The 22,802-nt window shown below is 36.4% G+C and carries 22 protein-coding genes and 1 riboswitch; of the genes, 10 read left to right on the forward strand and 12 right to left on the reverse strand.

Going from position 1 to position 22,802, the window contains the following annotated elements:
* On the reverse strand, nucleotides 1–239 hold a 239-nt coding region (locus tag RZN25_12895), incomplete at its 3' end, for a phosphate ABC transporter phosphate-binding protein (protein MEQ6377712.1).
* 417 nt (nucleotides 240–656) lie between these two features.
* The gene (locus RZN25_12900) at nucleotides 657–2,414 is read right to left on the reverse strand and encodes a methyl-accepting chemotaxis protein (GenBank protein MEQ6377713.1); all 1,758 of its coding nucleotides are present in this window, start codon (nucleotides 2,412–2,414) and stop codon (nucleotides 657–659) included.
* A gap of 282 nt (nucleotides 2,415–2,696) precedes the next feature.
* On the opposite strand from RZN25_12900, the gene RZN25_12905 reads away from it, so the two are divergent.
* The 5 genes from RZN25_12905 (at nucleotide 2,697) to RZN25_12925 (ending at nucleotide 8,842) form a co-directional block, all read left to right on the forward strand.
* Nucleotides 2,697–3,107 carry a hypothetical protein gene (locus RZN25_12905; GenBank protein MEQ6377714.1) on the forward strand — a complete coding sequence of 137 codons (411 nt, stop codon included), beginning with the start codon at nucleotides 2,697–2,699 and terminating at the stop codon, nucleotides 3,105–3,107.
* Nucleotides 3,108–3,127: 20 nt separating this feature from the next.
* Complete coding sequence (locus tag RZN25_12910; protein MEQ6377715.1) at nucleotides 3,128–4,012, forward strand: hypothetical protein; 885 nt, start codon at nucleotides 3,128–3,130, stop codon at nucleotides 4,010–4,012.
* A gap of 195 nt (nucleotides 4,013–4,207) precedes the next feature.
* A complete protein-coding gene (locus RZN25_12915; protein MEQ6377716.1) occupies nucleotides 4,208–5,650 on the forward strand; it encodes a HAMP domain-containing sensor histidine kinase in 1,443 nt (480 codons plus the stop codon).
* 13 nt (nucleotides 5,651–5,663) lie between these two features.
* The gene (locus RZN25_12920) at nucleotides 5,664–6,353 is read left to right on the forward strand and encodes a response regulator transcription factor (GenBank protein ID MEQ6377717.1); all 690 of its coding nucleotides are present in this window, start codon (nucleotides 5,664–5,666) and stop codon (nucleotides 6,351–6,353) included.
* Nucleotides 6,354–6,928: 575 nt separating this feature from the next.
* A riboswitch (cyclic di-GMP riboswitch) is annotated at nucleotides 6,929–7,015 on the forward strand.
* 126 nt (nucleotides 7,016–7,141) lie between these two features.
* On the forward strand, nucleotides 7,142–8,842 hold the full coding sequence (locus RZN25_12925) for a methyl-accepting chemotaxis protein (GenBank protein ID MEQ6377718.1): 1,701 nt from the start codon (nucleotides 7,142–7,144) through the stop codon (nucleotides 8,840–8,842).
* 52 nt (nucleotides 8,843–8,894) lie between these two features.
* Here the strand turns inward: RZN25_12925 and RZN25_12930 are convergent, their stop codons facing one another.
* A complete protein-coding gene (locus RZN25_12930) occupies nucleotides 8,895–9,047 on the reverse strand; it encodes a hypothetical protein (GenBank protein ID MEQ6377719.1) in 153 nt (50 codons plus the stop codon).
* On the reverse strand, nucleotides 9,044–10,258 hold the full coding sequence (locus RZN25_12935; GenBank protein MEQ6377720.1) for a DHHA1 domain-containing protein: 1,215 nt from the start codon (nucleotides 10,256–10,258) through the stop codon (nucleotides 9,044–9,046). The genes RZN25_12930 and RZN25_12935 overlap by 4 nt, the downstream gene beginning before the upstream one ends.
* Before the next feature lie 152 nt (nucleotides 10,259–10,410).
* Between RZN25_12935 and RZN25_12940 the strand changes: the two genes are divergently transcribed.
* The 4 genes from RZN25_12940 (at nucleotide 10,411) to RZN25_12955 (ending at nucleotide 12,237) form a co-directional block, all read left to right on the forward strand.
* Nucleotides 10,411–10,590: a hypothetical protein gene (locus RZN25_12940; GenBank protein ID MEQ6377721.1), complete on the forward strand. Its 180-nt coding sequence runs from the start codon at nucleotides 10,411–10,413 to the stop codon at nucleotides 10,588–10,590.
* Nucleotides 10,591–10,798: 208 nt separating this feature from the next.
* Nucleotides 10,799–10,921, forward strand: a complete 123-nt coding sequence (locus RZN25_12945; protein MEQ6377722.1) for a DUF6254 family protein — start codon at nucleotides 10,799–10,801, stop codon at nucleotides 10,919–10,921.
* 178 nt (nucleotides 10,922–11,099) lie between these two features.
* Nucleotides 11,100–11,498 (forward strand): cytidine deaminase, encoded by a 399-nt coding sequence (locus tag RZN25_12950; GenBank protein MEQ6377723.1) that lies wholly within the window; start codon nucleotides 11,100–11,102, stop codon nucleotides 11,496–11,498.
* A gap of 442 nt (nucleotides 11,499–11,940) precedes the next feature.
* Complete coding sequence (locus RZN25_12955; protein ID MEQ6377724.1) at nucleotides 11,941–12,237, forward strand: HesB/YadR/YfhF family protein; 297 nt, start codon at nucleotides 11,941–11,943, stop codon at nucleotides 12,235–12,237.
* A 20-nt stretch (nucleotides 12,238–12,257) separates the two neighbouring features.
* On the opposite strand, the gene RZN25_12960 is transcribed toward RZN25_12955, so the two are convergent.
* From RZN25_12960 to RZN25_12995, 8 genes are all read right to left on the reverse strand, one after another.
* Nucleotides 12,258–12,695, reverse strand: a complete 438-nt coding sequence (locus RZN25_12960; protein ID MEQ6377725.1) for a hypothetical protein — start codon at nucleotides 12,693–12,695, stop codon at nucleotides 12,258–12,260.
* A gap of 426 nt (nucleotides 12,696–13,121) precedes the next feature.
* On the reverse strand, nucleotides 13,122–14,267 hold the full coding sequence (locus RZN25_12965; protein ID MEQ6377726.1) for a trans-2-enoyl-CoA reductase family protein: 1,146 nt from the start codon (nucleotides 14,265–14,267) through the stop codon (nucleotides 13,122–13,124).
* A gap of 53 nt (nucleotides 14,268–14,320) precedes the next feature.
* The gene (locus RZN25_12970) at nucleotides 14,321–15,517 is read right to left on the reverse strand and encodes a class I SAM-dependent rRNA methyltransferase (protein MEQ6377727.1); all 1,197 of its coding nucleotides are present in this window, start codon (nucleotides 15,515–15,517) and stop codon (nucleotides 14,321–14,323) included.
* 35 nt (nucleotides 15,518–15,552) lie between these two features.
* On the reverse strand, nucleotides 15,553–16,131 hold the full coding sequence (locus RZN25_12975) for a Uma2 family endonuclease (GenBank protein MEQ6377728.1): 579 nt from the start codon (nucleotides 16,129–16,131) through the stop codon (nucleotides 15,553–15,555).
* A gap of 339 nt (nucleotides 16,132–16,470) precedes the next feature.
* Nucleotides 16,471–18,579, reverse strand: a complete 2,109-nt coding sequence (locus RZN25_12980) for a methyl-accepting chemotaxis protein (GenBank protein ID MEQ6377729.1) — start codon at nucleotides 18,577–18,579, stop codon at nucleotides 16,471–16,473.
* A gap of 142 nt (nucleotides 18,580–18,721) precedes the next feature.
* A complete protein-coding gene (locus RZN25_12985) occupies nucleotides 18,722–19,072 on the reverse strand; it encodes a nucleotide pyrophosphohydrolase (GenBank protein MEQ6377730.1) in 351 nt (116 codons plus the stop codon).
* Between the two features lie 85 nt (nucleotides 19,073–19,157).
* A complete protein-coding gene (locus RZN25_12990; protein ID MEQ6377731.1) occupies nucleotides 19,158–21,089 on the reverse strand; it encodes a DUF2075 domain-containing protein in 1,932 nt (643 codons plus the stop codon).
* A gap of 135 nt (nucleotides 21,090–21,224) precedes the next feature.
* Nucleotides 21,225–21,299: a YjcZ family sporulation protein gene (locus RZN25_12995; GenBank protein MEQ6377732.1), complete on the reverse strand. Its 75-nt coding sequence runs from the start codon at nucleotides 21,297–21,299 to the stop codon at nucleotides 21,225–21,227.
* Between the two features lie 603 nt (nucleotides 21,300–21,902).
* Between RZN25_12995 and RZN25_13000 the strand changes: the two genes are divergently transcribed.
* Nucleotides 21,903–22,700 carry an HAD family hydrolase gene (locus tag RZN25_13000; GenBank protein MEQ6377733.1) on the forward strand — a complete coding sequence of 266 codons (798 nt, stop codon included), beginning with the start codon at nucleotides 21,903–21,905 and terminating at the stop codon, nucleotides 22,698–22,700.
* Nucleotides 22,701–22,802: the final 102 nt, after the last annotated feature.

Consider the following 22,802-nt stretch of genomic DNA (forward strand, 5'->3'; position numbering starts at 1 on the left):
CGTGCCATTAGTGGATAAACAGTACCAGATCCATCAATGATCACTGTGCCTTCAAGATTTTCTTCTGAATCATCCACATTGTTTTCCGCTGAGCCTTCATTATTACTTTGATTTTCTTCTGATCCATTATTGCTTTCGTTTTCCCCTTGTGCGTTTTCAGTATCCTGACCACACGCTACTGTAAACATCGCTAGAGCAGTTAAAACCAAAATTAGACCTAATTTCTTAAATTGACTCATTTGTAAAAATCCTCCCGAAATTTGTAATTTAATTGAGGCCAACTAACAGCATCAATTATTCGTCCTTGAACAATTCCTATAGTAAAGGTTGAATATTAATCCCAACTAAACGAAGTGTAAAGGTTTTGTAAATTAATACTTTTTTTATTAACAAATTGTAAAAGAAGTAGTTTCATAGGTAATAAAGTGAAACTTCAATCAGTGGCCGGTCTCCCACTGATTGTTAGCACCCAATGTATGGACTTAAAAGGCCCTGGACATTTACAGGCAGCCATCCATGAAGCAAGCTTCAGCAACAAGGGTGAAAAAGTTAATGTTTTATTTTCATGGGCGTTTATCCCTACCTACTCTTCACGTTTTACTCAAGATTTGAGGTAGGGTATTGCTACCCGTTCATGCGGAATAAAGTTTTATGTATTATTGTGGCGATACAAGTGTTTCTACCTTTCTTTCTAAATCATGACTGACTGTTAATATTTCTTCTCCTACTGTATAAACAGAATTCATTTTTTCATGATGATTCCTTGAAGCCTCCTGCATTTGCTCAGCACTAGCTAACGTTTCTTGTGAAATGGATGAAAAACTTTCAGAAACGTTCTCCATTTGCGTCATGGATTGATCTAAATTTTTCAGAAAATCACGCATATAAGTTAGCCGTGTATTCATTTGTTCAATTCCGTTTAGTAGTGTGTCAAAGTTGTTTCTGGCGTCATTTGCTACTCCAACCTGTAGTTTCATCTTTCGAAGCATTTCATCAAATTCAGAGGAAGCATTAAATGAGATATCTTCCATTTTTTTTATCGATTGAGATATATCCTCAGTTGCCCTAGTTGATTGATCAGCTAGTTTCCTAATTTCATTAGCTACCACCGTAAAGCCTTTCCCTGCCTCTCCAGCTCTTGCTGCCTCAATAGTTGCATTCAAGGCAAGTAATTTTGTCTGCTCTGCAATTGCTTTTATGGTTAAAACTACTTTAACAATAGACTGCGAGTGATCTTTAACTCCATGGATTGTATTTGTCATTCCCATAAAATCTTTTTCAAAATCACTAAACACATTTATCATATTTTTTAGACTGATGTCACCTTTTTCAGCAGACTTATTCATTTCTATGGAGGTTTCATATATTTCCTTCATATGAATAAGAACGGATTGAGTTTGTTTTTTTACATTTTGGAAGGTTACCATATTAGAAGTAGAACTTGATGCAGTTTGTTCTGCACCCAATTTAACAACACCGATCGATTCTAATAATTGTTGATTATGCTCTTGTGCCTGCAAGGATGAATCCCGTAATAGATTGCCTTGTCTTGTTAATTCTCCTGAGGAATGATGAATTTCATTTATTATGACATTCATTTGATCTAACATTTGATTGAAGCTGTCTACTAAGTATCTAACCTCTGGCAATGAGCTTCTTATATTTATTGGTTTACTAATTTTTCCGTCTCTCGCCTCTATCATAGAATTCCTTAATTTTATCAGCGGATTAGTTAAGCTTCTCACAATTAGAATGATGATAACTGTTGATCCAATAAGACTAAGAAGTGTAGTGATTAATAAGAAGTTTTTAATCTCGTAAATGGAACCCATATAGGTTTCAGTTGGAATAGCCACAATATACTTTGCCTGAATATGAGGTATATATTCATACACGATTGTATAATCCTCTTGATTAACTTCCGTATGTAGTAGACCTGAATAATCACGATTCATTTCTTTTACAATATCTTTTGGAATTTCAAACTCTGAATCATCACTTACTTTGTAAGGAAATACATTAGATTCTTTTAAATAGAAGAAATCAGCCTTAATCCCTGAAGCTACTAGGGAATGTCTCATTTTTTGAACCTCTTGCTCAAAACTTCTATTAAATTCACTCTGATTACCTACAGACATAATGGATAGATTTTGCGCTGCCTGGGAGATAATTTCAACTTCTCGCTCAAGACGAAACTCGATTAAATTCATAGTAGCCTCTTTTGCCTTGGTATAAGAGATATACCCTACCGAGCTAATAGTAACTAATAATAAACTTAATACTAAAATCAATAACCTTCCTTGAAGTCCAAGCTTTAATAATGGATTACGCATTACCGCTGGCTCTGGATGTCTATGAGACTTCCGTATAAAATTTTCTGTTTGCTTTTTAAATTTGGCTAATATTCCTGCCATAACTCCACCTCATTTCAAATAGATTGTGGCAGATTAGTATTAAGACTATGTAAATTTAATTTTAATTTACAGTAAACAGCTAGACTTTAAGTGGATAAACTTTATCCCGCATGAACGGGAAGTAATACCCCCACCTCAAATCTTAAGGAAAATGAGAAAAGTAGGTGGACAATCAATTCGTTTTCAAATTTAAGAATTATTTAAGAATCGGTTTCGTAGGAGTTCATAATTGTCCACTACCATTAAAACTAATCAGAATAGGAGCTTTTGGAGGTGTGTTTTTTGTATTCGAATGTATTAATGGTTCATCAATTATTTGCCCTTGTGTTTATTTTGCTAGCCTTGTTGCCCATTGTCACTCTTATTAGAAAAAAAACTAAGTCAGAGATAAAGTACGTAAGGTTTTGGAGAGGGCTGATCATGGCAGCTAATATCAGTCTCCTTGTTGCTCTCATCACTGGATACCTTCTTTTTCCAGAGCTTACTTCGTGGAAAACTTGGTTAGCCGTTCTCCTGGTAGTGGCACTTGGTGGTCATTTAGGAATCATCGCAAAATCATTGAAACAGTATAAAACCGCAACTGACCTATCATCAAAACAAAAACATTTAGGGAAAATCACTTATCTAGGTTTTGCCTATATCATCGTTCTCATAGGAATTCTTGGTATGATGAGCCAATGGTATGCCCTATAAGAAAACAAGGAGGAAACACAATGAAGAGAAAAGTAATTATAATAATCACTCTACTTTCCATAGGCATTATAGGATTCGGAGGATATACCATCTTTGCTGATTCCGCTGGGTACGAAGCGTATAAAGAGGCTTTAAAGAAGACTCATACTGTGAAGAATGCATCAACAACAGTTGTTATGGAGGTCGTGGATAATGGCGAAGTTCTAAATAAGACCAATCTTTCAGTAAAATATGACCTAGAAGAAAAGCTAATGGAAGGACGAATAGATATACAATCTCCTCAACAGCAGCATGGCTTTCACTCGAACTATCAAGATGGTAAGTTCATTGTAAAACGTGAAAGTGATGAAGAAGCTTATTATCTAACAGAATTCGAAAGGCAAAGGAAGGATTCAGAAGAAGGAGAAAAATTCCATAATCCTGAGATGCTAAAGCTCGGGGAAATGTTTGTGGATGCCTTAATGCAACCGGTACAAAGTGAATTCAATATGATCGATAATAGAATTTCGATCGATATGAAAAAAGAAGAAATTCCTAAAGTACTTCAAGTACTAGGTTCCCAAATGATTAAAATGGGCGTTAAGCAGCATTCAGATATAGTATTAACTACGGAAGAATATCCTTTCTTAGCAGAAACCTATTCATTCACTATGCCTCCCCTTGAGGAAGATATCTCCATCGAAAGCGTTTTAGTGGATGTCAAACTGTCAGAAGAAGGTTTAATGGAAGAACAAAACTCCGTGTTTATTGTCAATGGACTTGCACAAGATGGAAAATTTCATGAGTTACAAATCAAAATGGCTATCACCATTTATGATATCGACTCTACTACCATACAGAATATATCATTAGAGAATCAGAACTTAGAACAATTTGAAATGAAACATGTTCATGATTTCCATTAGGAAAGAATAAGGGCCCCGTATGGGAGCCCTTTTACATTTCTATTTATTTTCCATTGATTTTCAACAAAAAATCGACGTTCTCTTTTTTTTTTACTTAAAACCTAAGAAATAAGCTACATTAAAGAAGCTAACGTACCTCTAGGGAACTAATTGTAACTCTCATGATCTCCTCTGCAGAAAGGGTGCTTAAAAAAAATGTCCATTCAAAAAAGGTTAATGATCTCCTTAGGCGCTATGATTATTATTCCTATTATTCTGTTTAGTTTTATTCTCTTCCTCTTATTTTTTGTTTTAACAGGAGAGGAAGGCTCAATCAATTCAACTAGCTCCATAGAAAGACTTGAAGTAAGGGATGAGTTATTCGGAGAATTAAAACTAAGGACCTATTCTTATTCCGAGCCTTTATTAGATGTTTCATACTTAAAAGAAATGGATGAACGTCTAAACAACTGGGATTATGGCCTAGTCATTCGTATGAACGAAGATATTTATTTTCATTCTGAATCCTATCAAGATCTTTCAAAATCAAGTGTTCTTCCCGAATTTGGCGCATTTGTGAATCAAACGCATGATAGCATTGAAGTCAATCAAACCTCATACAAACTCAGACAACACGATTTTTATCTGGCAGATGGACAATTGGGTAGTATTTTTATTGCGGAAAAAGTTAGCTCCATAGAAGAAATAGCAACAAATTATTGGCCACTTATCATAATTTTACTAATCTTAGTTTTGGTAGCAACGAATGGTCTTCTATCTTATTTTGTTTCAAAGAGTCTCATATCTCCTATCCAATTGCTCCAAAAATCTTCTCGTAAAATAAGGGAAGGTCAATTGGATTTCGAACTAACTAGTAATCGAAAAGATGAAATTGGGGAACTAATAGAAGACTTTGAAGAAATGAGGAGAAAATTAAAGGAATCCATTGACTTACAATTACAGTATGAAAACAATCGAAAAATACTACTTTCCAATATCTCTCATGATTTGAAAACACCAATCACGTCCATCAAGGGGTACGTGGAGGGAATTAGAGAAGGAATAGCCAATACAGAAGAAAAAAAGTCTAAATATTTGGAAACCATTTACAAAAGAGCAAATGAAATCGATTCTATGATTGATGAGTTATTCCTATTTTCCACTTTAGACTTAAAACAAATTCCTTTTAGAATGCAACCTCTAAATTTATTAAGTTATCTTAAAGAGCTAGTGGAGGAAGTATCAACTGATCTAGAAAATAAAAACATAGATATTCAATTAACTAATAAGGAATCTGAAGACCTCTTTGTTTTCGCTGATCATGAGAAAATAAATCGTGTCATTCAAAATATCCTCCAAAACAGCACAAAATATATGGATAAGCCTAAAGGGAAAATTCAAATTGTTCTAGAGAAACACCAAGCAGAGGCACAGATAACCATTATGGACAATGGTCAAGGAATTCCACAGGAATCACTTCCTAATATTTTTGATACGTTTTACCGTGCCGATTCCTCTCGAAATAATAAAACAGGTGGCACAGGCCTGGGATTAGCCATTTCCAAACAAATCATAGAAGCGCACCAAGGCGAAATCTCTGCAAAAAGCATTCTAGGTGAGGGTACAAAAATTATGATAAGAATTCCATTAATGAATTGATGGGTGATATAAGATGAAAAAAATATTGATTATTGAAGATCATATAGATATTGCAGAGTTACAGCGTGACTACTTGGAGGCTGAAGGATATTTGGTAGATTTGGAGGATGACGGAAACAAGGGGTTAGAAAAGGCTCTTCACCAATCCTATGACTTACTCATTTTAGATATTATGCTTCCAGGACAAAGTGGGTTTGATATCTGTCGACAGTTACGTAAAGAAAAGGACTTACCTATTTTAATGATTTCAGCTAAAAAGGAAGATGTTGATAAAATCCGTGGACTTGGTCTAGGAGCTGATGATTATATGGTAAAGCCCTTTAGCCCTAGTGAGATGGTGGCTCGCGTGAAAGCCCATCTATCTCGATATGAAAGATTAGTAGGGAAAAATTCCCCAAGAAGTAACGAGGTTAAGATCGGGTCCCTCAAAATCGATCTTGATGACAGAAGGGTTTTCATCAATGAACATGAGGTAATTATGACTACAAAAGAGTTTGATTTACTTCTCTTTTTTGTAAAGAATCCAAATCACGTATTCAGTAAGGAAACTTTATTTGAAAAGATCTGGGGAATTGACGCATTAGGGGATATTTCCACTGTTACTGTTCATATTCGAAGACTACGAGGTAAGATTGAAGTAGACCCATCCACTCCTCAATTCATCGAGACCATTTGGGGGATTGGGTACCGGTTTAAGATATAGCTAATAAAGGAGGGCAACAGGTGTTAAAGGCAATCAACAAACAAGCAATGCACAGCCACCCTGGGATGGTGGCGCTAGTTACTGTTTTTCAGTCATAGATAAGAATACTTATGGAGACCATGACTGGTTTGTAGGAGGTATTGTCCAATTTTATCGAGACAATGAAAAGTTCCAAGAGAATGGTTTGCCTGACTTTGAAAAAATTTCCATTCCATTATATTTAGGACGTTCTGTGTATACTTGAATTGATAAAAACAGCACATTTATCTCTCACCACATAAATCAAGATTGATTCTTCTCTTTTAAAATTTGTCCATAAAATGACGAAATGTGTCAAAAATAAGAATATATTAAAATAGTAATTTCCAGGTATCCAATCTGTAAAGGAGTTGTAACCTTTTATTACAAAGACCATTATCCTTACTATTTTTATATACTAAAAATTAATGAGATTAAGTTTTATAAATTCCAACATATATAGAAATTTGACGAAATATATTGAAGCAATGCAAATATGAGGGTAGGATAGTAATAATTGGCTGACTTTTACCCATAATTTCAAAAAAATATAATACTACATAAAAAGGCAAACTATCCGAAAGGGTAGGACGCAAAGCTAAGGGTCTAAAGTCAATTTGTACAAGGATCGCCTGGCTACCACACTCGATAATTAGATCTAGTTGGCTATCCCCTAAACAATGGAGGTTAGCCTTTTTAACTTTAAATCAGTTAAATGAAAATGGAACCAAAATGGTTAAAATAAATTTTCATCAAGGGGGAATTTAGTCATGAAACAAATTAAAAACCTTAAGTTTGCCGCCAAGATTAATATTCTTGTCATCGGAATACTAGTGTTATTTTCAGTATCCATAGGATTTGTCATTCAAAATAAAGTAACGGATGGGGTTAAGGAATTTGCTGTTGCCAAGGCAAAATCAGATCTTGAATTGGGTTATACTACATTAGACCGTAATCATCCAGGTTCTTGGAGTATCGTGGATGACCAGTTATACAAGGGTGATCTGAAGATAAACGAGAATTTTGAGATTGTTGATGACATGGCTGAGATTACAGGAGGAACCGTAACGATCTTCCAAGGAGATACACGTGTGACGACAAACGTTAAGCTTGATGATGGAAAACGGGCCATAGGAACTCAAGCCTCCGATCAAGTCATTCAACAAGTTCTAGTAAAGGGTGAAAATTTTTACGGAGAAGCAAATGTGGTTGGTACAATGACACAAACAGCCTATCAACCTATTAAAGATGAAAATGGTCAGATAATAGGAATGTGGTATGTCGGAGTTTCTCAAGCATTTATTAATGACGTTATTCAAAGTATAATGACTAATTTAATTATCGTTTTAGTAGCAGGAGTTATAGTAGCTACTTCAGTTATGTTTATATTTACGCATTTGATCAAAAAGAGACTTAATCGGGTCAATGAAGCTCTACATAAAGCAGGTGAAGGAGACTTTACAACAACGCTTACGGATGAGTCTACCGATGAATTTGGTCAGCTCGCTCAAAATTTTAATAAGATGAGAGAAAGTCTTCGCAGCCTGGTCGTACAAGTATCTGATGTTACCGAAACCGTAAGATATCGCAGTGATGAACTGAATCAATCCGCTTCTGAAGTGAAGTTAGGTGCACACCAAATTGCTTCCACCATGCAAGAAATGGCTTCCGGCTCAGAAGTACAAGCCAACAACACAAGTGATCTATCTGCTGTAATGGAAACTTTCTCTGCTAATATGCAAGAAGCAAACGCAAATGGCGAGGATATCTATCGTGCTTCACATGAGGTGCTAGGCATGACTGAAAAAGGTAGCAGGTTAATGAATGAATCCATCAATCAAATGAACAAAGTGGATCATATTGTTAAAGACGCAGTGGAAAAAGTTCAGGAACTTGATTCACAATCACAAGAAATTTCTAAATTGGTATCAGTAATAAAAGATATTGCAGATCAGACCAATCTACTAGCTTTAAATGCTGCGATAGAAGCTGCTCGTGCGGGTGAACACGGCAAAGGATTTGCTGTAGTTGCTGATGAAGTAAGAAAGCTTGCCGAACAGGTCGGTCACTCAGTATCAGACATTACAAGTATTGTGAGTAATATTCAAAATGGATCAAGTGTAGTAACAGAATCACTAAAAGATGGATATGCTGAGGTTGAGAAAGGAACCGATCAGATTAAGACAACTGGCCAAACTTTTAAGGAAATTAGTAATGCAGTAAAGGAAATGGCACAAAAAATCCAAACCATCTCAGACAATCTTTCAACAATGGCTTCTAAGACACAAGAAATGAATGCATCCGTAGAAGAAATTGCATCTGTTTCAGAAGAGTCTGCTGCAGGAATTGAGGAAACATCTGCATCTGCAGAACAGGCAAACAGTTCAATGGAAGAAGTTGCAAAAGGCACAAATGAACTTTCTCAAACTGCATCAGAGCTTAACAGCCTCGTACGACAGTTCAAGCTCTAAACAAATTGAGAAAGCGCCTATCCCGAAAGGGTAGGCGCTTGTTTTTATTAAATTAATCAAGTGTCTCTGTTTTATCATAGTTATGAGTTGTATTATTACCTGCAAAGTTATAGATGCCATGCTTTATTGGTGCTATCAAAAATCCCAAAACCATCCCAAATAGAAACAAGGTGGTCGATAGCAGAAAAACTTCCCTTTTCCTCATTGTTTCTCCTCCTCTTTTACTAGTCTTAGAAACTCCTCCATTACCTTTTCTGCTGGAAGTATGTTTTCACCCCCACCTTGTGCAAAAGAATCATTTCCGCCACCTTTCCCATTGATGATGGGCAAAATACCCTTAATGAGTTGATTGCAGTTAATAGCCACTTCGCTCCCAGTGGCACAAATAAGTTGAAGCTTAGCATCATTGTCATTGACGAACAAAACAAGCACATTATCACTCTTAGTTGAGATTGTTCTTGCCAATTGCTGAAGTTCTTGAATGCTCCGGTCCTTAAACACGATCTTAATTAAATTTATATTATTATGAGTTTCTGCATTTGCTATCAATTTTTCAGCATCAAATTCTAATAGTTCCAATTTGAGTGCATCCACCTGTCTTTCCAGCTCTTTCGTTTGCTGCAATACACGGTTCACTGCTCCCCCCAATTGTTCCTGAGAGGCACTTAACTTACTCGTTAAATCTTGGATAACCTCATGCTTTTGATGCAGTTCTTTTAAGACTCGATTCCCACAAACAAAATATACCCGGATCTGCTTCTTCTGTTTCTCCCAATGTAAAATTTTGATCGAACTTACTTGCCCTGTTTCTTTTGGATGCGTCCCTCCACAGCCGTTATAATCGAACTCAGGAATGATCACTAAGCGGATATTTTCAGACACAGCTACTTTTTTTCTAAGTGTATATTGGGCAAGTTCATCAGCTGTTACCCACTTCGTCTTAATTGGCCGGTTTTCGAGAATAATTTGATTAGCTGCATTTTCTACTCTTGCAGCCCCCTCTTCTCTGAGACTTTCCGTATCAATGTCAATCGAACAAATCTCTTTCCCTAAATGAAAACTAACGGTTTTATACTCATACATATTGTCAAAAGCAGCAGACAAAATATGCTGTCCTGTATGCTGTTGCATATGATCAAACCGACGTTCCCAGTCAATTTCCGCCTCACACTGATTCTGCAATTCCAATGAACCTTCTATATAATGTCGTATTTCACCGTCAACTTCTTCCACATCATAAACGGGCACATCATTGATTTTTCCCGTATCGTGAGGTTGTCCACCACCAGTTGGATAGAAGTAGGTTTGATCAAGGACAACATATGTTTTGCCATTCTCATCCTGGCTTTGTTTAAGGATAGTAGTTGTAAATGTTTTGATATATTGGTCCTGGTAATACAGTTTTTTTGTTTGCATGATTGCTCTCCTTATTCCAGTGTTTTAATTTAATATAGTATAACTTTTTTTACTACTAGAAAAAACAATCTTCTTTTGTTTTCTAACCCAAACGAAAAGAATATTTCACTCACCTAACTAACATACTAAAATTTATATGAGGAGGTAATAGAATGGCTAAGAGAACGAAGAAAAATGATCCACAACAGAAAAACAAACAAGGATTCGATTCAAGTAAGACAGACTCTGAATTTGCTAACGAATTTGGAAGTGCAAACGCAAACAGTGCTCACAAAGAGAAAGCAAAGAAAGCAAGAAAATCCAAAACAGCTAACAAAGATTTTATGGACTAAGTTTATCCCGCATGAACGCGCAGCCAACCATGAAGCAAGCTTCACCAACAAGGTTGAAAAATTTAATGTTTTATTTTCATGAGAGTAATACCCCCACCACCGTAAATGTCCGATTGGTTCAAGGTCCTTTAGGTCATATCCTTGGGTGCTAACAACCAGTGGGGGCCCACTGATTGAAGTCTCACTTTATGAAAAGGAGTCAATTAGAATGTCTACATCAAAAGGCCAGAGAGTACGCAAATGGAATGCTAGAAAACAGTCACAAAGTCCACATGGAAAAATTTCTTCCTTTGATGAGTTAGTAAAGGATGTGAAGAAGAAGAATAAGTAGTCCACAAATAAGTTCTTGGTCCTTCTTAGAGGATGCTAAATCTTTAGAGGATCAGGAGCTTTTTTTGAATCCATGTTGACAGCGATTACAGAAAATTATAAGATTAAATTCCTACCAATCTAATATTTGGTAAGGGAACTGTGAAAAGTTCATTCTTCTTTGAAAGGGATGGATTTGATTGAATAAAGAACAATTAATGGAAAGTGCACGTAAGATGCGGGAGAATGCATATATTCCCTATTCTAAGTTTCCAGTGGGAGCTGCCCTATTAATGAAAGATGGTACTGTCATTAATGGAGTAAATGTAGAAAATGTTTCGTTGGGTGCAACGAACTGTGCTGAGAGAACGGCTATATTTACAGCAGTTACAAATGGATATAAAAAAGGCGATTTTCAGGCGATAGCTATAGCCGGTAAGACAGAGGATTATCTTCCACCGTGCAGTATTTGTAGACAAGTACTCGCTGAATTCTGTTCCCCTGACATGCCTGTTTATTTGACCAATGAAAAGAATGATATCTTAGAACTAACCTTAAAGGAATTATTACCATACGCGTTCACAGATTTAGATATGTAATCCCTAAATAGAAGGGCAGGCTTTGATTAATAATCAAAACTGGCCCTTTTGTTATGCCATTAAACTCTCACTGCTTATAAAACAACGGTAAAACAGAAAAAGCACTAGCCCCTTAGAAAGAAAACACTTGTTTCTCCGGAGTCTGTGGCCATCGACGAAAGGAGGTAGACTAAATCGAGAACAAAGGGATCGTCAGCTAAAACTGTTACATCATGTTGGGGCTACGATGTCGCGATTTAACCGAGCCTCCTTCATAAATGTTGACTTATCTAGCGAGAGGAGAGAACCGACTCTCGTCGATAGGGTGTATGACGCTTTTTAGTCCGTGGTCTTTGTTTCTGAGCGTATCTTATTGTAAGATTGTGTTATATAAATACCGAATCAATATTCAATACATCTTTTCAAGTAGTTACATCAGATAAAATGAAACGGGGTATTCTTAATGAAAATAGAAATAAGTGAAAAAGCATTAGATTGGTTTAAAGAGGAAGTGGGTTTAGAGCAAGGGGATAAAATTCGTTTTTATACGCAAATCTATGGAACAAGTCCAGTTCGAGAAGGATATGCACTTGCCTTTACTGTAGATAATGATTCCAAGGATGCTGGTGTAAGTACAACTAAAGATGGAATCACTTTTTTTATCAATGAAACAGACATATGGTTTTTTGATGGGCATGATTTATATGTTGAATACAATGAGGCCAAAGACGAGGTAGAATACAAATATAAAAAACCTTAAAGAGGGACTTTTTCGTCCCTCTATAACTCAAGCTTTATTTTTAAAATAACATCCTCTACAAACATATAAAAGGCTTTTTCATCGATATCCTCTTTGCTAAATTCTTTACTTTGGAAGCGTTTTGCGTAAGAAGCCGCCAATTCTAATTGTTCATAGAAAAAGTGATATTTGTTTACCTCTTCCCCTTTAAGAATTTCATGTAATATGACTTGTTCATAATTAGCTAATGGTTTACTCCTATAATCTTCTACTTCCTTTGCGTTTTGAAATAATTTACATTCAACGACTATTGGTTCTGGATTTTGTTTGACCAAAAAATACAGATTCTCATTAGATAAGCTGTCGATGGAATCTTCTTTCTTTGATAAGTTATACAACTCGTATTTAACTGTTGAAATATCCTGGTAATTTTGTGTTAAGTATTTTTTTAATTTGTCACCTGAATATACTGTAGTCACTGTATCACCTCAGGACTTATCATCCCCAATATCATCGTTTAAACGCAGCTAATTTATGATTTTCACTTTATGGGTGTTGGTGGGGACGGTTCTCACCAACACACCTAAACCATGATACGGCGTGACTTTTCTTTCATATATCGTGTTGGTAGGGATAAAGTGAAACTTCATTCAGTGACCCGTCCCACACTGATTGTTAGTACACAAGGGCAAGACCAGAACTTAAAGGCCCTTGAACCAATCGGACATTTACGGGCCGCCAACCATGAAGCAAGCTTCACCAACAAGAATGAAAAATTTAATGTTTTATTATCATGGGCAGTTTATCCCACATCTTCTCTTTTCGTTTCCCTTAAGACTTGAGGTGGGGTAGCTCATGCGAGATAAATCCTAGCGGTTAAAACAAAAATTTTCACTCGAAAGTTTTTAATCAACTTGATCTAATTCGAATCCAAATAAATGGAAGAAATCTTCGCGAAATCCACGTATATCCGTAATTTCATTGATATTCTCTGAGTTAACATTCTTCCATATTTCTGCTACTTCTTCTTGAACATCGTCTCGCATTTCCCAATCATCAATACGTATACGACCTTCTTCATCTGTTTGCAGAGGACCTTCCTTATAGAGGAAATCACGGAAAAGACGATTCATTTGTTCGATACAGCCTTCATGAATCCCTTTCTTCTTCATCACTTTATAAAGAGCGGAAATATAGAGCGGTACAACTGGAATGGCTGCGCTAGACTGAGTGACCAATCCCTTACAAACTGTAACAATTGCCTTTCCATTAATCGATTCTAAATCTTTGGTTAGCTCGAAAGCAGTCGCTTCTAAATGATCTTTAGCTCGTCCTATCGTTCCATTGCGATAAATTGGAAAAGTCATCTCAGGACCAACATAGGAAAAGGCGATGGTTTTAGCGTCTTCCCGCAATACATCTGCCTTTTTCAATGCATGGATCCATTCTTTCCAATCTTCACCACCCATGACCTTCACGGTGTTTACGATTTCTTCCTCTGTAGCAGGGTGCAGCTCCGCTTCCGTTACCTCACCAGTATGAAAATCAACCGTTTTGTTTCGATAAGTCTTTTCGATCGGTTTTAGTACAGAATAATGAGAGGTACTTGTGTTAGGATCCACTCTCTTTCCAGCAGCTAAACTATATACAACCAGATCCACTTTTCCTAAATCTTGTCGGATTAGATCAATGGTCTCCTGCTTGATTTCATGTGAAAAAGCGTCACCGTTTACATTTTTCGCATAGATTCCTTCAGCATTTGCAAGCTCTTCTAGTGCCGTCGTATTATGCCAACCAGCGGAAGCCGTTCGACGTTCAGTTCCTGGTTTTCCTGAGAAGATACCAATCGTGCTTGCACCGGCACCAAATGCAGAAACAATGCGTGCGGAAAGACCGAAACCCTTAGAAGCACCTATAACTAAGACGTTTTTGGGACCCTTGAGTTTTGGTTGTTCTTTTATGTATTCCACTTGTTTTTTTACTTGTTCACGGCATCCATCTGGATGAGCATTCGTGCAGATAAACCCTCGAAACCTTGGTTTAATGTCCAAAACAATACCATCCTTTCTCTATTCCATATTCCGAGCTATTATAACATTTCATCTCATTTTTTTACTTTGATAAACACGACTTTTAAATAATTAAATTCAGGAAAGTTATGTGGGACAGCAAAATCTTCGGGTAACTGATGTTCTTCCAAAATCTTATATCCAATATTCATTTCCTTAAATGCTTTATCAATAAATGTTTTGAACTTCTTCATGTTAAAGCTCGCATTATTGGTTGATGCAACGATTAGACCTTCATCATTTGTTATTTTCAAAGTGTCTTTAATGAGCTTCGGGTAATCTTTGGCTGTACTAAAAGTCATTTTTTTCGTACGCGCAAAGCTTGGTGGATCCAAGACAACAATATCAAATTTCAAACCATGGCGTTCGGCATATCTAAAGTAATCAAAGACATTCATCACCATAATATCATGCGCTTCAAAATCAATTTCGTTAACCGAAAATTGCTCGATTGTTTTCGGCAAACTACGTTTGGCTAAATCAACACTTGTCGTTTTTGTCGCTCCACCAAGAATCGCAGCTACAGAAAATGCTCCCGTGTAGGAAAAAGTATTAAGGACCGTTTTGCCTTTTGCATATTTGTCCCGTAAGGCTTTTCGAACATTTCGTTGATCTAGGAAAATTCCTGTCATGGCACCATCATTTAAATCAACGAAAAAATTCATCCCATTTTCCTTAACCGCTAATGGAAACTCACCTTTTTCACCTGACACAAAATCATCTTGATCCAAATATTGACCGTTCGTATCAAATCGTAATTTTTCATAAATTCCGCGCGCTTTTACGACTTCGTTTAGGGCATGATAGATATCTTCACGGAAGGCGTAAATCCCTTCACTATACCAGCTCACCATATAAAAGCCGCCGAAGAAGTCAATGGTTATCCCACCGACCCCATCTCCTTCTCCGTTAAATATACGGAAGGCGGTTGTATCTTCTGAGGAATAGAATCTTTTTCGTTTTTCCACCGCTTCACGAATTTTTCTCACAAAAAACAAGCGGTCAATCTCTTCTTTTTCTTTACGAGTTAATACCCAGCCAATCCCTTTATTTTGTCTCCCATAGTAACCAGTCCCAATATAGGCACCATATTGATCCACTAAGTATAAAAGGTTTCCTTCTTCCATAACTACTTTCGAATCTTCAATGGCATCTTTCACAATTAACGGATAGCCACTTTTCATATCTTTTACTGAATTCGACTTTAATTGTACTTTTACGACCTGTCTCATCGAGTCATCCTTTGATTGTAATGATAATAATATTCTTATTTAAAAATTTGACTTAGATCTATATTTAACCCTATCAAAATACGAACAGAAATTTCATCATCTTTTGTGAAGACTCCTTGAAAATGGTATTGACCGCTAACTAAAAGATGTACTTCAATTGATTCATTAACCGGGTCGACAATCCAATACTCTTTTACACCTGCTTTTTCATAAAGCTTATATTTTTCCCAACGGTCTAACTTCACTGACGACGGGGAAAGAATTTCAATTATCATATCCGGTGATCCATTACAGCCCTTATCATCAAGCATTTTTGGATCGCTAACAATTAATAAATCTGGTTGAACAACATTATTAATATCATCGTTATTTTTATTTTCTACTAGTAACCTTACATCAAAGGGCGCAAAAAACACTTCACATTCCTTTTCTCGAAGGAAAACAGAAAAAGCTGTTGACAGCTCTCTTAATACTTCTTGATGTCTCCGTGAAGGCGCAGGGGTCATATTGAAAATTTCTCCATCAATTAACTCAACCTTTTCCCCGTCATCCCAGCTTAAATAATCAGAATACGAATACTTCTCCTTCTTGTTCGGAATGGCCACTAAAATCATCCCTTTCAACTTATCCTTTAAAACATAATATCACAATCCAAAATATTACACATCTTCCTCCTGGCGACTGTTAAAGAAATGATCTAAAAGTTTATTCAACTTAACAAGTAAAGCTTTTTATTAACAACTTATAAAGCTGATTCTAAAAAAAAAGAACTTCTATGAAGTCCTTTTTTACAAGAAAAGAAAGTTTAAAATTTGCTAGCTCCAGCGAAAAAGCATCATCGAGTAATCTTCGAAGTTTTTGCCCCGAGTAAGGAAAGCTACTTAGAACTGCTTCGCCGAAACAAGTGCTTTTCTTGTTTCGAGGGGCGCTTGCGCTTTTCTTATTTTTTCTATTTATATTTTAAAACGTTCTACCGTCTTCTTTAAATCATCTGCCATATCCAATAATATTTGGATTCTTCTTACAAAATCGTTCATAGTCTCTTCTGTTTGCGTGGATGATGCTGTTACCTCTTCTACATTGGAGGAGGTTTCGATCGCAAGCGATGATGCTTCTTTCGTTTTGTTTTGGATCGATTCAACATGACCTTTTTGCTTTTCAAAATATTCATCCATCTTTTCGACAGATTGTAAAACATCGTTCATCGAAGCAAAAATAGATTGAAGAGCTTCTTTTGCTTTTTGTGCAGACTCACTTTCTCCATTAGCTTTCTTTGCGCTTTTTTCCATTTTTTTACTGACTTGTTGTATGGAGTGTAAGACATCAGAAATAATGGTTTCAATTTTTGAGGATGATTCTTGGCTTTGCTCCGCTAATTTTTTGACTTCATTCGCAACAACGGCAAACCCTTTTCCTGTCTCTCCTGCACGAGCTGCTTCAATAGATGCATTGAGTGCAAGTAAATTAGTTTTGTTCGCAATATCATTGGTTGTGCCAATAATAGACCCAATTTCCTTTGCATGACTTTCCAGTAATTTGACTTCTTCAGATGAGTCAGATGCTTGTTCTGATAACTCTTGCACGCCTCTAATTAGAGACTCAATCATTTCTTGATTTTTTTGAATGACTTTTTGTGTTCCAATTGCGTTTTCCATAACATCGTCATTTTGTTTATCAAGATGTTTTGCTAAGTCCAAAAAAAGTTGGATTTCATCTTCAATCTCTTGACTAGTGATAGCTTGATATTCTGCTCCTTTCGCAATCTCATTAATCGCAGCTGTCACTTGTTCTGTTGATATTGCAACTTCACTCGCTGTCCCTTTAAACTCTCTAGAAGTCTCTAATGTTAGAGATGATGCTTTTTGGGTTTTTTTGACGATTTCGTTTAAACTATGTACCATATCATCAAAAGAATTTCCGAGTTCACCAATCTCGTCTTTTTGTTTAATCTTAGTTTGTTTTGTTAAATCACCTTCTGACACTTCTTTTGCAATCCCCATTAACGTTTTGATTGGTTGAGTAATTCTTCTAGAAATGATAAAACTTGTAATTGTTGCTCCGATGACACCTAGACCTATAACAATAATCAGAATCGATATCATATCACTTATGGATTGGAAAGCTACGGATTCTGGGGTTTCAACAAACACACCCATTCCTAATTTTGGATTATATGAATACGCCATCACTTGTTTATTTCCGTCTTGGTCTTCAAATAGTCCTACATCTGTAATTCTTTCTTCTTTTGTTTCTTTTTCCATTTGTTTTACTAAATGCTGATATCCCTCATGTTCTTTTAAAGATGGTATGAGTTCACCTTCACCTTTTAATTGTTCAGTTACCTCATTAAAATTATCGCTTGCGACTATGAATCCATCTTTAGAAACCAAATAAATGGATTGTTCACTTTCCTTTTTTGAAGATACTTCTTCTTCCTTTTGGTATTCTGGCAAACCTCTTAAATCTTTCCACACCCGATCTATTTGTAATTCTACACCGATGACTCCGTAAGAATCATTGACGATATTGGTAACATGATGAGACATGTCAATTTGAAAATTTGCCCCTTGGCTAAACCGATTCGATTCATGTTTAACTTGTCCGATGTATTTTTCCTCTTTGATTGCTTGATTGTATACCTCTTCATTTGAACGGTCATCTAGTTTAGTATCATAGCCTGTGGATAATTCTTCTTTCCCTTTTAATCCCACGTAAAAAGATTGACTGAATTTTTTATTTGCCCCTCTCATCCTATCGTAGTTATCTGCTACTTCATCTAGAGGGTATTTTCCTAATAAAACTGCCATCAATTCTAACTCTTCCATGACCGTATTTATGTAATTTTCTGCACTTTTCATTTGTGTTTCTGCGGTCATTAAAGATTGGTCTTCCACGGTTTTTTGCATTTCGCTCGATATCAAAGGGATCGATACACCCCCAAATATAAGGCCGACTCCAATCATTAACGAGATGAATGTAATATTTAATTTAAACCCAAGCATCCTGTAATGTCTTTTTTGAAACGGATTTATAAACGAAAATTTTGCTTTTTCCCTTTTCATCCATTCACCTCCTTTTTTTCAAAAACATCTCTATAAATCTTACAAATTTAATGCCTTTTTTTCAAGTTATTTTATTTTATCACACTCTCAACTTTCGAAGTTGAATTTGAACTATATTAAGAGAGTTTAGATAAGAAAATTTTTATAGTTCTGTATACTTCCTATTACTCCCCTTTGCTTTCTCCACTGGATACTTCTCCTCGTTTTTCTTAATCTTTCTTACTATAGCTTCACTCAAATCCACATCCAATTGATCTGCCATAAGAAGGGAGTAAATCACTACATCGGCAAGCTCATCTTTGATATTTTCGATATTCTCCTTAACAGCTTCATCACTACTTTTCCACTGAAAGTTTTCTAGTAGTTCGGCTGCTTCTAGCGACAAGGATATTGCTAAATCTTTGGGATTGTGGAATTGATTCCAATCTCGGTTATCTCTAAATTTAGTAGCCTTCTTTTGTAGGTCCTTTAATGTAAGGTCTTTTTTTTCCATTAATAAAATCCTTTCTATAATAGAAGAGGACTGATCACTTTAGCCCCTATCTAGTTCTTCTGTCTATCACCAAGCACTCTATTAGTTAATATTCACTTTTACTCTCCGCAACTTTCTCATTCAAATACTGACTTTCTTTGTAAAAACTCTCACGTTTCAACCGCGATCTCAAATACTCCTCCAATTTCTTATCGGTGCAATAGACGTAACATCCTTTTTGTCCCCTGGTCATTAATGTACGGTAGGTATTACGGATAATTTGATCGGCAAGTTTTTCCACAGTAGTAGGATTTTCTTTCAGCATCTTCTTTATGCCTTTTAGAGATTGGTCAGTTTTAGCCCTCTTGGAATGGTCCGTTATGACTTTGTCGTCCTCGTATCGTAAATCATCCCCAATGATTACCCCAACATAATCAAACTCAAGCCCTTGGCATGTATGGATACAGCCCGCTTCTTGGACGGACTCCTCATCTATAGCCCAAGTGGCTGTATTGTCCAGGTTCCAACTAATGCCGAAATCATGTTCCTCAATTTTAATATCATGAAAATTAGATTTGGAACGATTGCTCTTAGGCCATTCCCAACAATACCCCGCAACGATTCTTGATTTATTGTTCTTTTGATTTTTCTTTTCTATCTCACGCTTCATATCATGTGGATTTGAAAAGACCTGAAAATCATAATCCATTCCCATATCATTGGCGTTGGCAGTCTCCCTTATTTGTAGAAGATCATCTAACCATGCAATGTATCCGTCGGAGCCATCACATCGGAATTGAGACGCTAATTTCCCAGTCGTTATGTCTGCTCCATATTCACGGGCATATTTTTTTATCATTTCTACACTGCCTACATCCTTCAAAGTTACACGTTGATTTTCATCAATAAAGAAGATAGACATCCTAGAAGAATGAATGATTTCTTTCACTTGGTTCTCTCCCAAGTTTTGAAACATCCCTGATTTTTCATTTAATCGATGGGCCTCATCGACAATAAGCACATCAAGTTCGTTCATCTCGGATTCTGTATAACTTCCAGATCCTTTGAAAAGATTATCGATTCTCGTTTTTCTAAAATCACCTTTGAGCTTGGTAGAATAGATACTCCTTGGAGCAGAATTTTTGGTTACATATTGGCACGTCAATGATTGATTGGTTAAGGCAACAAGTAGATTAATAGCTAACACAGATTTCCCTGTTCCAGGACCACCTTCAATGATCATCACTTGTTTTGTATCTGTTTCAAGGGTTTCTTTTGCTAATTGAAGAGCCGTTTCATAGACCACTTTTTGTTCATCGATCATGACAAATTCTTGGTTACCTTTTAACATGCTTGCTAGGGAGTCCTGCAATGACTTAGAAGGCCTTATCCGACCCTGTTCAATTTGATAGAGAATATCTTTTTTGTCACCGAACTTGATGTGTCTTTTGATGAAGTTTCTTAGTTTCTCAACATCACCTTTTACATAAACAGGCGCTAAATTAAGATAGTAATCATAATAGCTATCCGTTAATGGGTCATTCTGCGACTTTCGATAATTATGTAGATAAGCACATGGTTTCAATTGAATGAGTTGCTCCTGGACATTTTCGTTATAGTCCTCGATCAGCGCAGCATATGACCAGGCTTGATAAGAAGGATGTGCCACTTCATGAAGGCCTCGATTTAACGCTGTTTTAACGATAGCTTCCTTTCCTTCTACCTTCTCAACCTCAGACCATTGCTTTAATTCCACGATTACGACAGAGTCCGTATCCCCGTCATGTCCAGAAAGTAAGAAGTCCACTCGTTTGGAGGTGTAAGGGATTTTGTACTCGATAGCTACTCCCGCATCATCCGGAATGGATTGATCGTTTAAGACCCGGTACATATGTAACATCGAGTTATCCCAAGACCTAATTTCAGACTCACTCGTATGACCTATTTTCTGTTCAAATTGACTAAGAATATGATTAACAAGAATATCTTGATCCACATGCTCTAGGAATTCCCTTTTACTAGCCTCATAGACAATCATGAATTATCCTCCGTTCTAAGAGTCGATAGATATGTACATATTTTACCATAATTTATTTGTGATTTGGTTATATAACTAGTAAGCTATACAAATACAAAAGAGTCCACTTTGGATAGTGCCCCTCTCTAAATTTCATTAGGCAACGTAAGCAGCATCTACGATGATCAATAGGATGAATAGAACGACTAACAACGCGAAGTTGTTATGCATAACTTAACACCTCCTGATGTTGTTAACTACATACCCTATGGAATAGACCCATATATTGTTTAGGGGGCCAAGTTATCAGTAAACTAGGTGATACGCCTATACTTTTGGGTATTTATGCTGCTATTTAAGTCTATTTTTCTCACATCAATTTTTGTATTTCTTTCTTCTGTTTGATAAATGAGTATATTCGTTTCATTCCCCACTGGAAGACCTCCCCAAAATAATTGAACTCCCGTACTTTTTCTATCTTTTATCATAGCATTGCAAGTTAATAAGTATGTAAAACTAAGAAGCATATTAAGGGAACATTTGTTCTAATTATAGCGTAGAAGTCCTATCTTGCCTATCACTAGTCTTCTCTGCTAAAATCTTTTGGCCTATTGAAATGAGATTTTCTCGACAAAAAAGAGCCACCATCCAGGATAGTAACTCTCTCAAATAGTACATGAGTGTTGCCAAGTGCCGGGCACCTAGGATACACTCTCCTTCTTCAAAAAACGATAATCCATTAATCAATCTTTAAGTAATCTCTACATTGAATTTACAAAGTCTCAATATTCAGTTGATATGATGGTTTTACCAACTAATGAGGGGGTAGTATAAATGAATGTGCGTGCAGTATTTATTGATATGGACGGTACACTACTAACAGCCTCAAATAATATTTCTAGCCGAAATAAAGAAGCCATTAATAGACTTATTAACCAGGGAGTCAAGGTGTTTTTAGCTACCGGTCGACATTATGAAGTGACCGCTCCTTATCACAAAGAACTTGGATTGAGAACGCCGATGATCTGTTTAAATGGTGCTTCTATTCACGATGCACAAACAGGAAGGGCTATGTATATAAACCCTGTTCGCCTGGACGAAGAACGATTCCATCACCTAACTGCAGAACATCCTTGTAATGTTATTATCCATACAGAAAATGGGATTTTATGCAAGGAAACCAGTGAGGAAATCGTTTATTGGACAAAAGTTGGGCAGACCCCTCCACGTTATATTGGAGATTTAAGACTAGCAAATTACCAAGATGCTTTAAAATATAGTGTTCGAACAGGTGGATCAAGTCCGGAATTATCCAAAATGTTTGAAAAAGAAGCAAAAGTAATTAATTGGAATGACGGATTTGAATTAGTTGCTCCTTTTACTTCCAAATGGTCCGCTATTAAAAAATTACTCCTTGCCTTTCGAATTAACCCAAGTGAAGTTGTGGGTATTGGAGACGGTCCTAATGATATTGAAATGCTTAGTCATGTCGGTACTGGTGTAGCAATGGGGAACGCTAGTGAAGAGGTTAAATCGGTAGCTGATTTTGTGACTGGACACCATGAAAATGATGGTTTAGCTGAGTTTATCGAGCTTTACCTTCACCGTTCGCATGAATCATACGTGATTTAACAGGCCGCTAAATTCGACAGGTGCCTGTCACCTAGGATGCAATCCTCCCTCTCAAGAAAAAATATAATTCTCAAGAGGAAGAATTGTGAAAGTTTAGCCCAG

Source organism: Bacillaceae bacterium S4-13-56, from assembly GCA_040191315.1.
In the GTDB taxonomy this organism is placed as follows: Bacteria; Bacillota; Bacilli; order Bacillales; family JAWJLM01; genus JAWJLM01.

Bases quoted from the DNA above. Each gene is read 5' to 3' on its own strand.
- RZN25_12900 (MEQ6377713.1), bottom strand. From the start codon at position 2,414: ATGGCAGGAATATTAGCCAAATTTAAAAAGCAAACAGAAAATTTTATA.
- RZN25_12910 (MEQ6377715.1), top strand. From the start codon at position 3,128: ATGAAGAGAAAAGTAATTATAATAATCACTCTACTTTCCATAGGCATT.
- RZN25_12915 (MEQ6377716.1), top strand. From the start codon at position 4,208: ATGTCCATTCAAAAAAGGTTAATGATCTCCTTAGGCGCTATGATTATT.
- RZN25_12920 (MEQ6377717.1), top strand. From the start codon at position 5,664: ATGAAAAAAATATTGATTATTGAAGATCATATAGATATTGCAGAGTTA.
- RZN25_12925 (MEQ6377718.1), top strand. From the start codon at position 7,142: ATGAAACAAATTAAAAACCTTAAGTTTGCCGCCAAGATTAATATTCTT.
- RZN25_12930 (MEQ6377719.1), bottom strand. From the start codon at position 9,047: ATGAGGAAAAGGGAAGTTTTTCTGCTATCGACCACCTTGTTTCTATTT.
- RZN25_12935 (MEQ6377720.1), bottom strand. From the start codon at position 10,258: ATGCAAACAAAAAAACTGTATTACCAGGACCAATATATCAAAACATTT.
- RZN25_12940 (MEQ6377721.1), top strand. From the start codon at position 10,411: ATGGCTAAGAGAACGAAGAAAAATGATCCACAACAGAAAAACAAACAA.
- RZN25_12945 (MEQ6377722.1), top strand. From the start codon at position 10,799: ATGTCTACATCAAAAGGCCAGAGAGTACGCAAATGGAATGCTAGAAAA.
- RZN25_12955 (MEQ6377724.1), top strand. From the start codon at position 11,941: ATGAAAATAGAAATAAGTGAAAAAGCATTAGATTGGTTTAAAGAGGAA.
- RZN25_12970 (MEQ6377727.1), bottom strand. From the start codon at position 15,517: ATGAGACAGGTCGTAAAAGTACAATTAAAGTCGAATTCAGTAAAAGAT.
- RZN25_12975 (MEQ6377728.1), bottom strand. From the start codon at position 16,131: ATGATTTTAGTGGCCATTCCGAACAAGAAGGAGAAGTATTCGTATTCT.
- RZN25_12980 (MEQ6377729.1), bottom strand. From the start codon at position 18,579: ATGAAAAGGGAAAAAGCAAAATTTTCGTTTATAAATCCGTTTCAAAAA.
- RZN25_12985 (MEQ6377730.1), bottom strand. From the start codon at position 19,072: ATGGAAAAAAAAGACCTTACATTAAAGGACCTACAAAAGAAGGCTACT.
- RZN25_12990 (MEQ6377731.1), bottom strand. From the start codon at position 21,089: ATGATTGTCTATGAGGCTAGTAAAAGGGAATTCCTAGAGCATGTGGAT.
- RZN25_13000 (MEQ6377733.1), top strand. From the start codon at position 21,903: ATGAATGTGCGTGCAGTATTTATTGATATGGACGGTACACTACTAACA.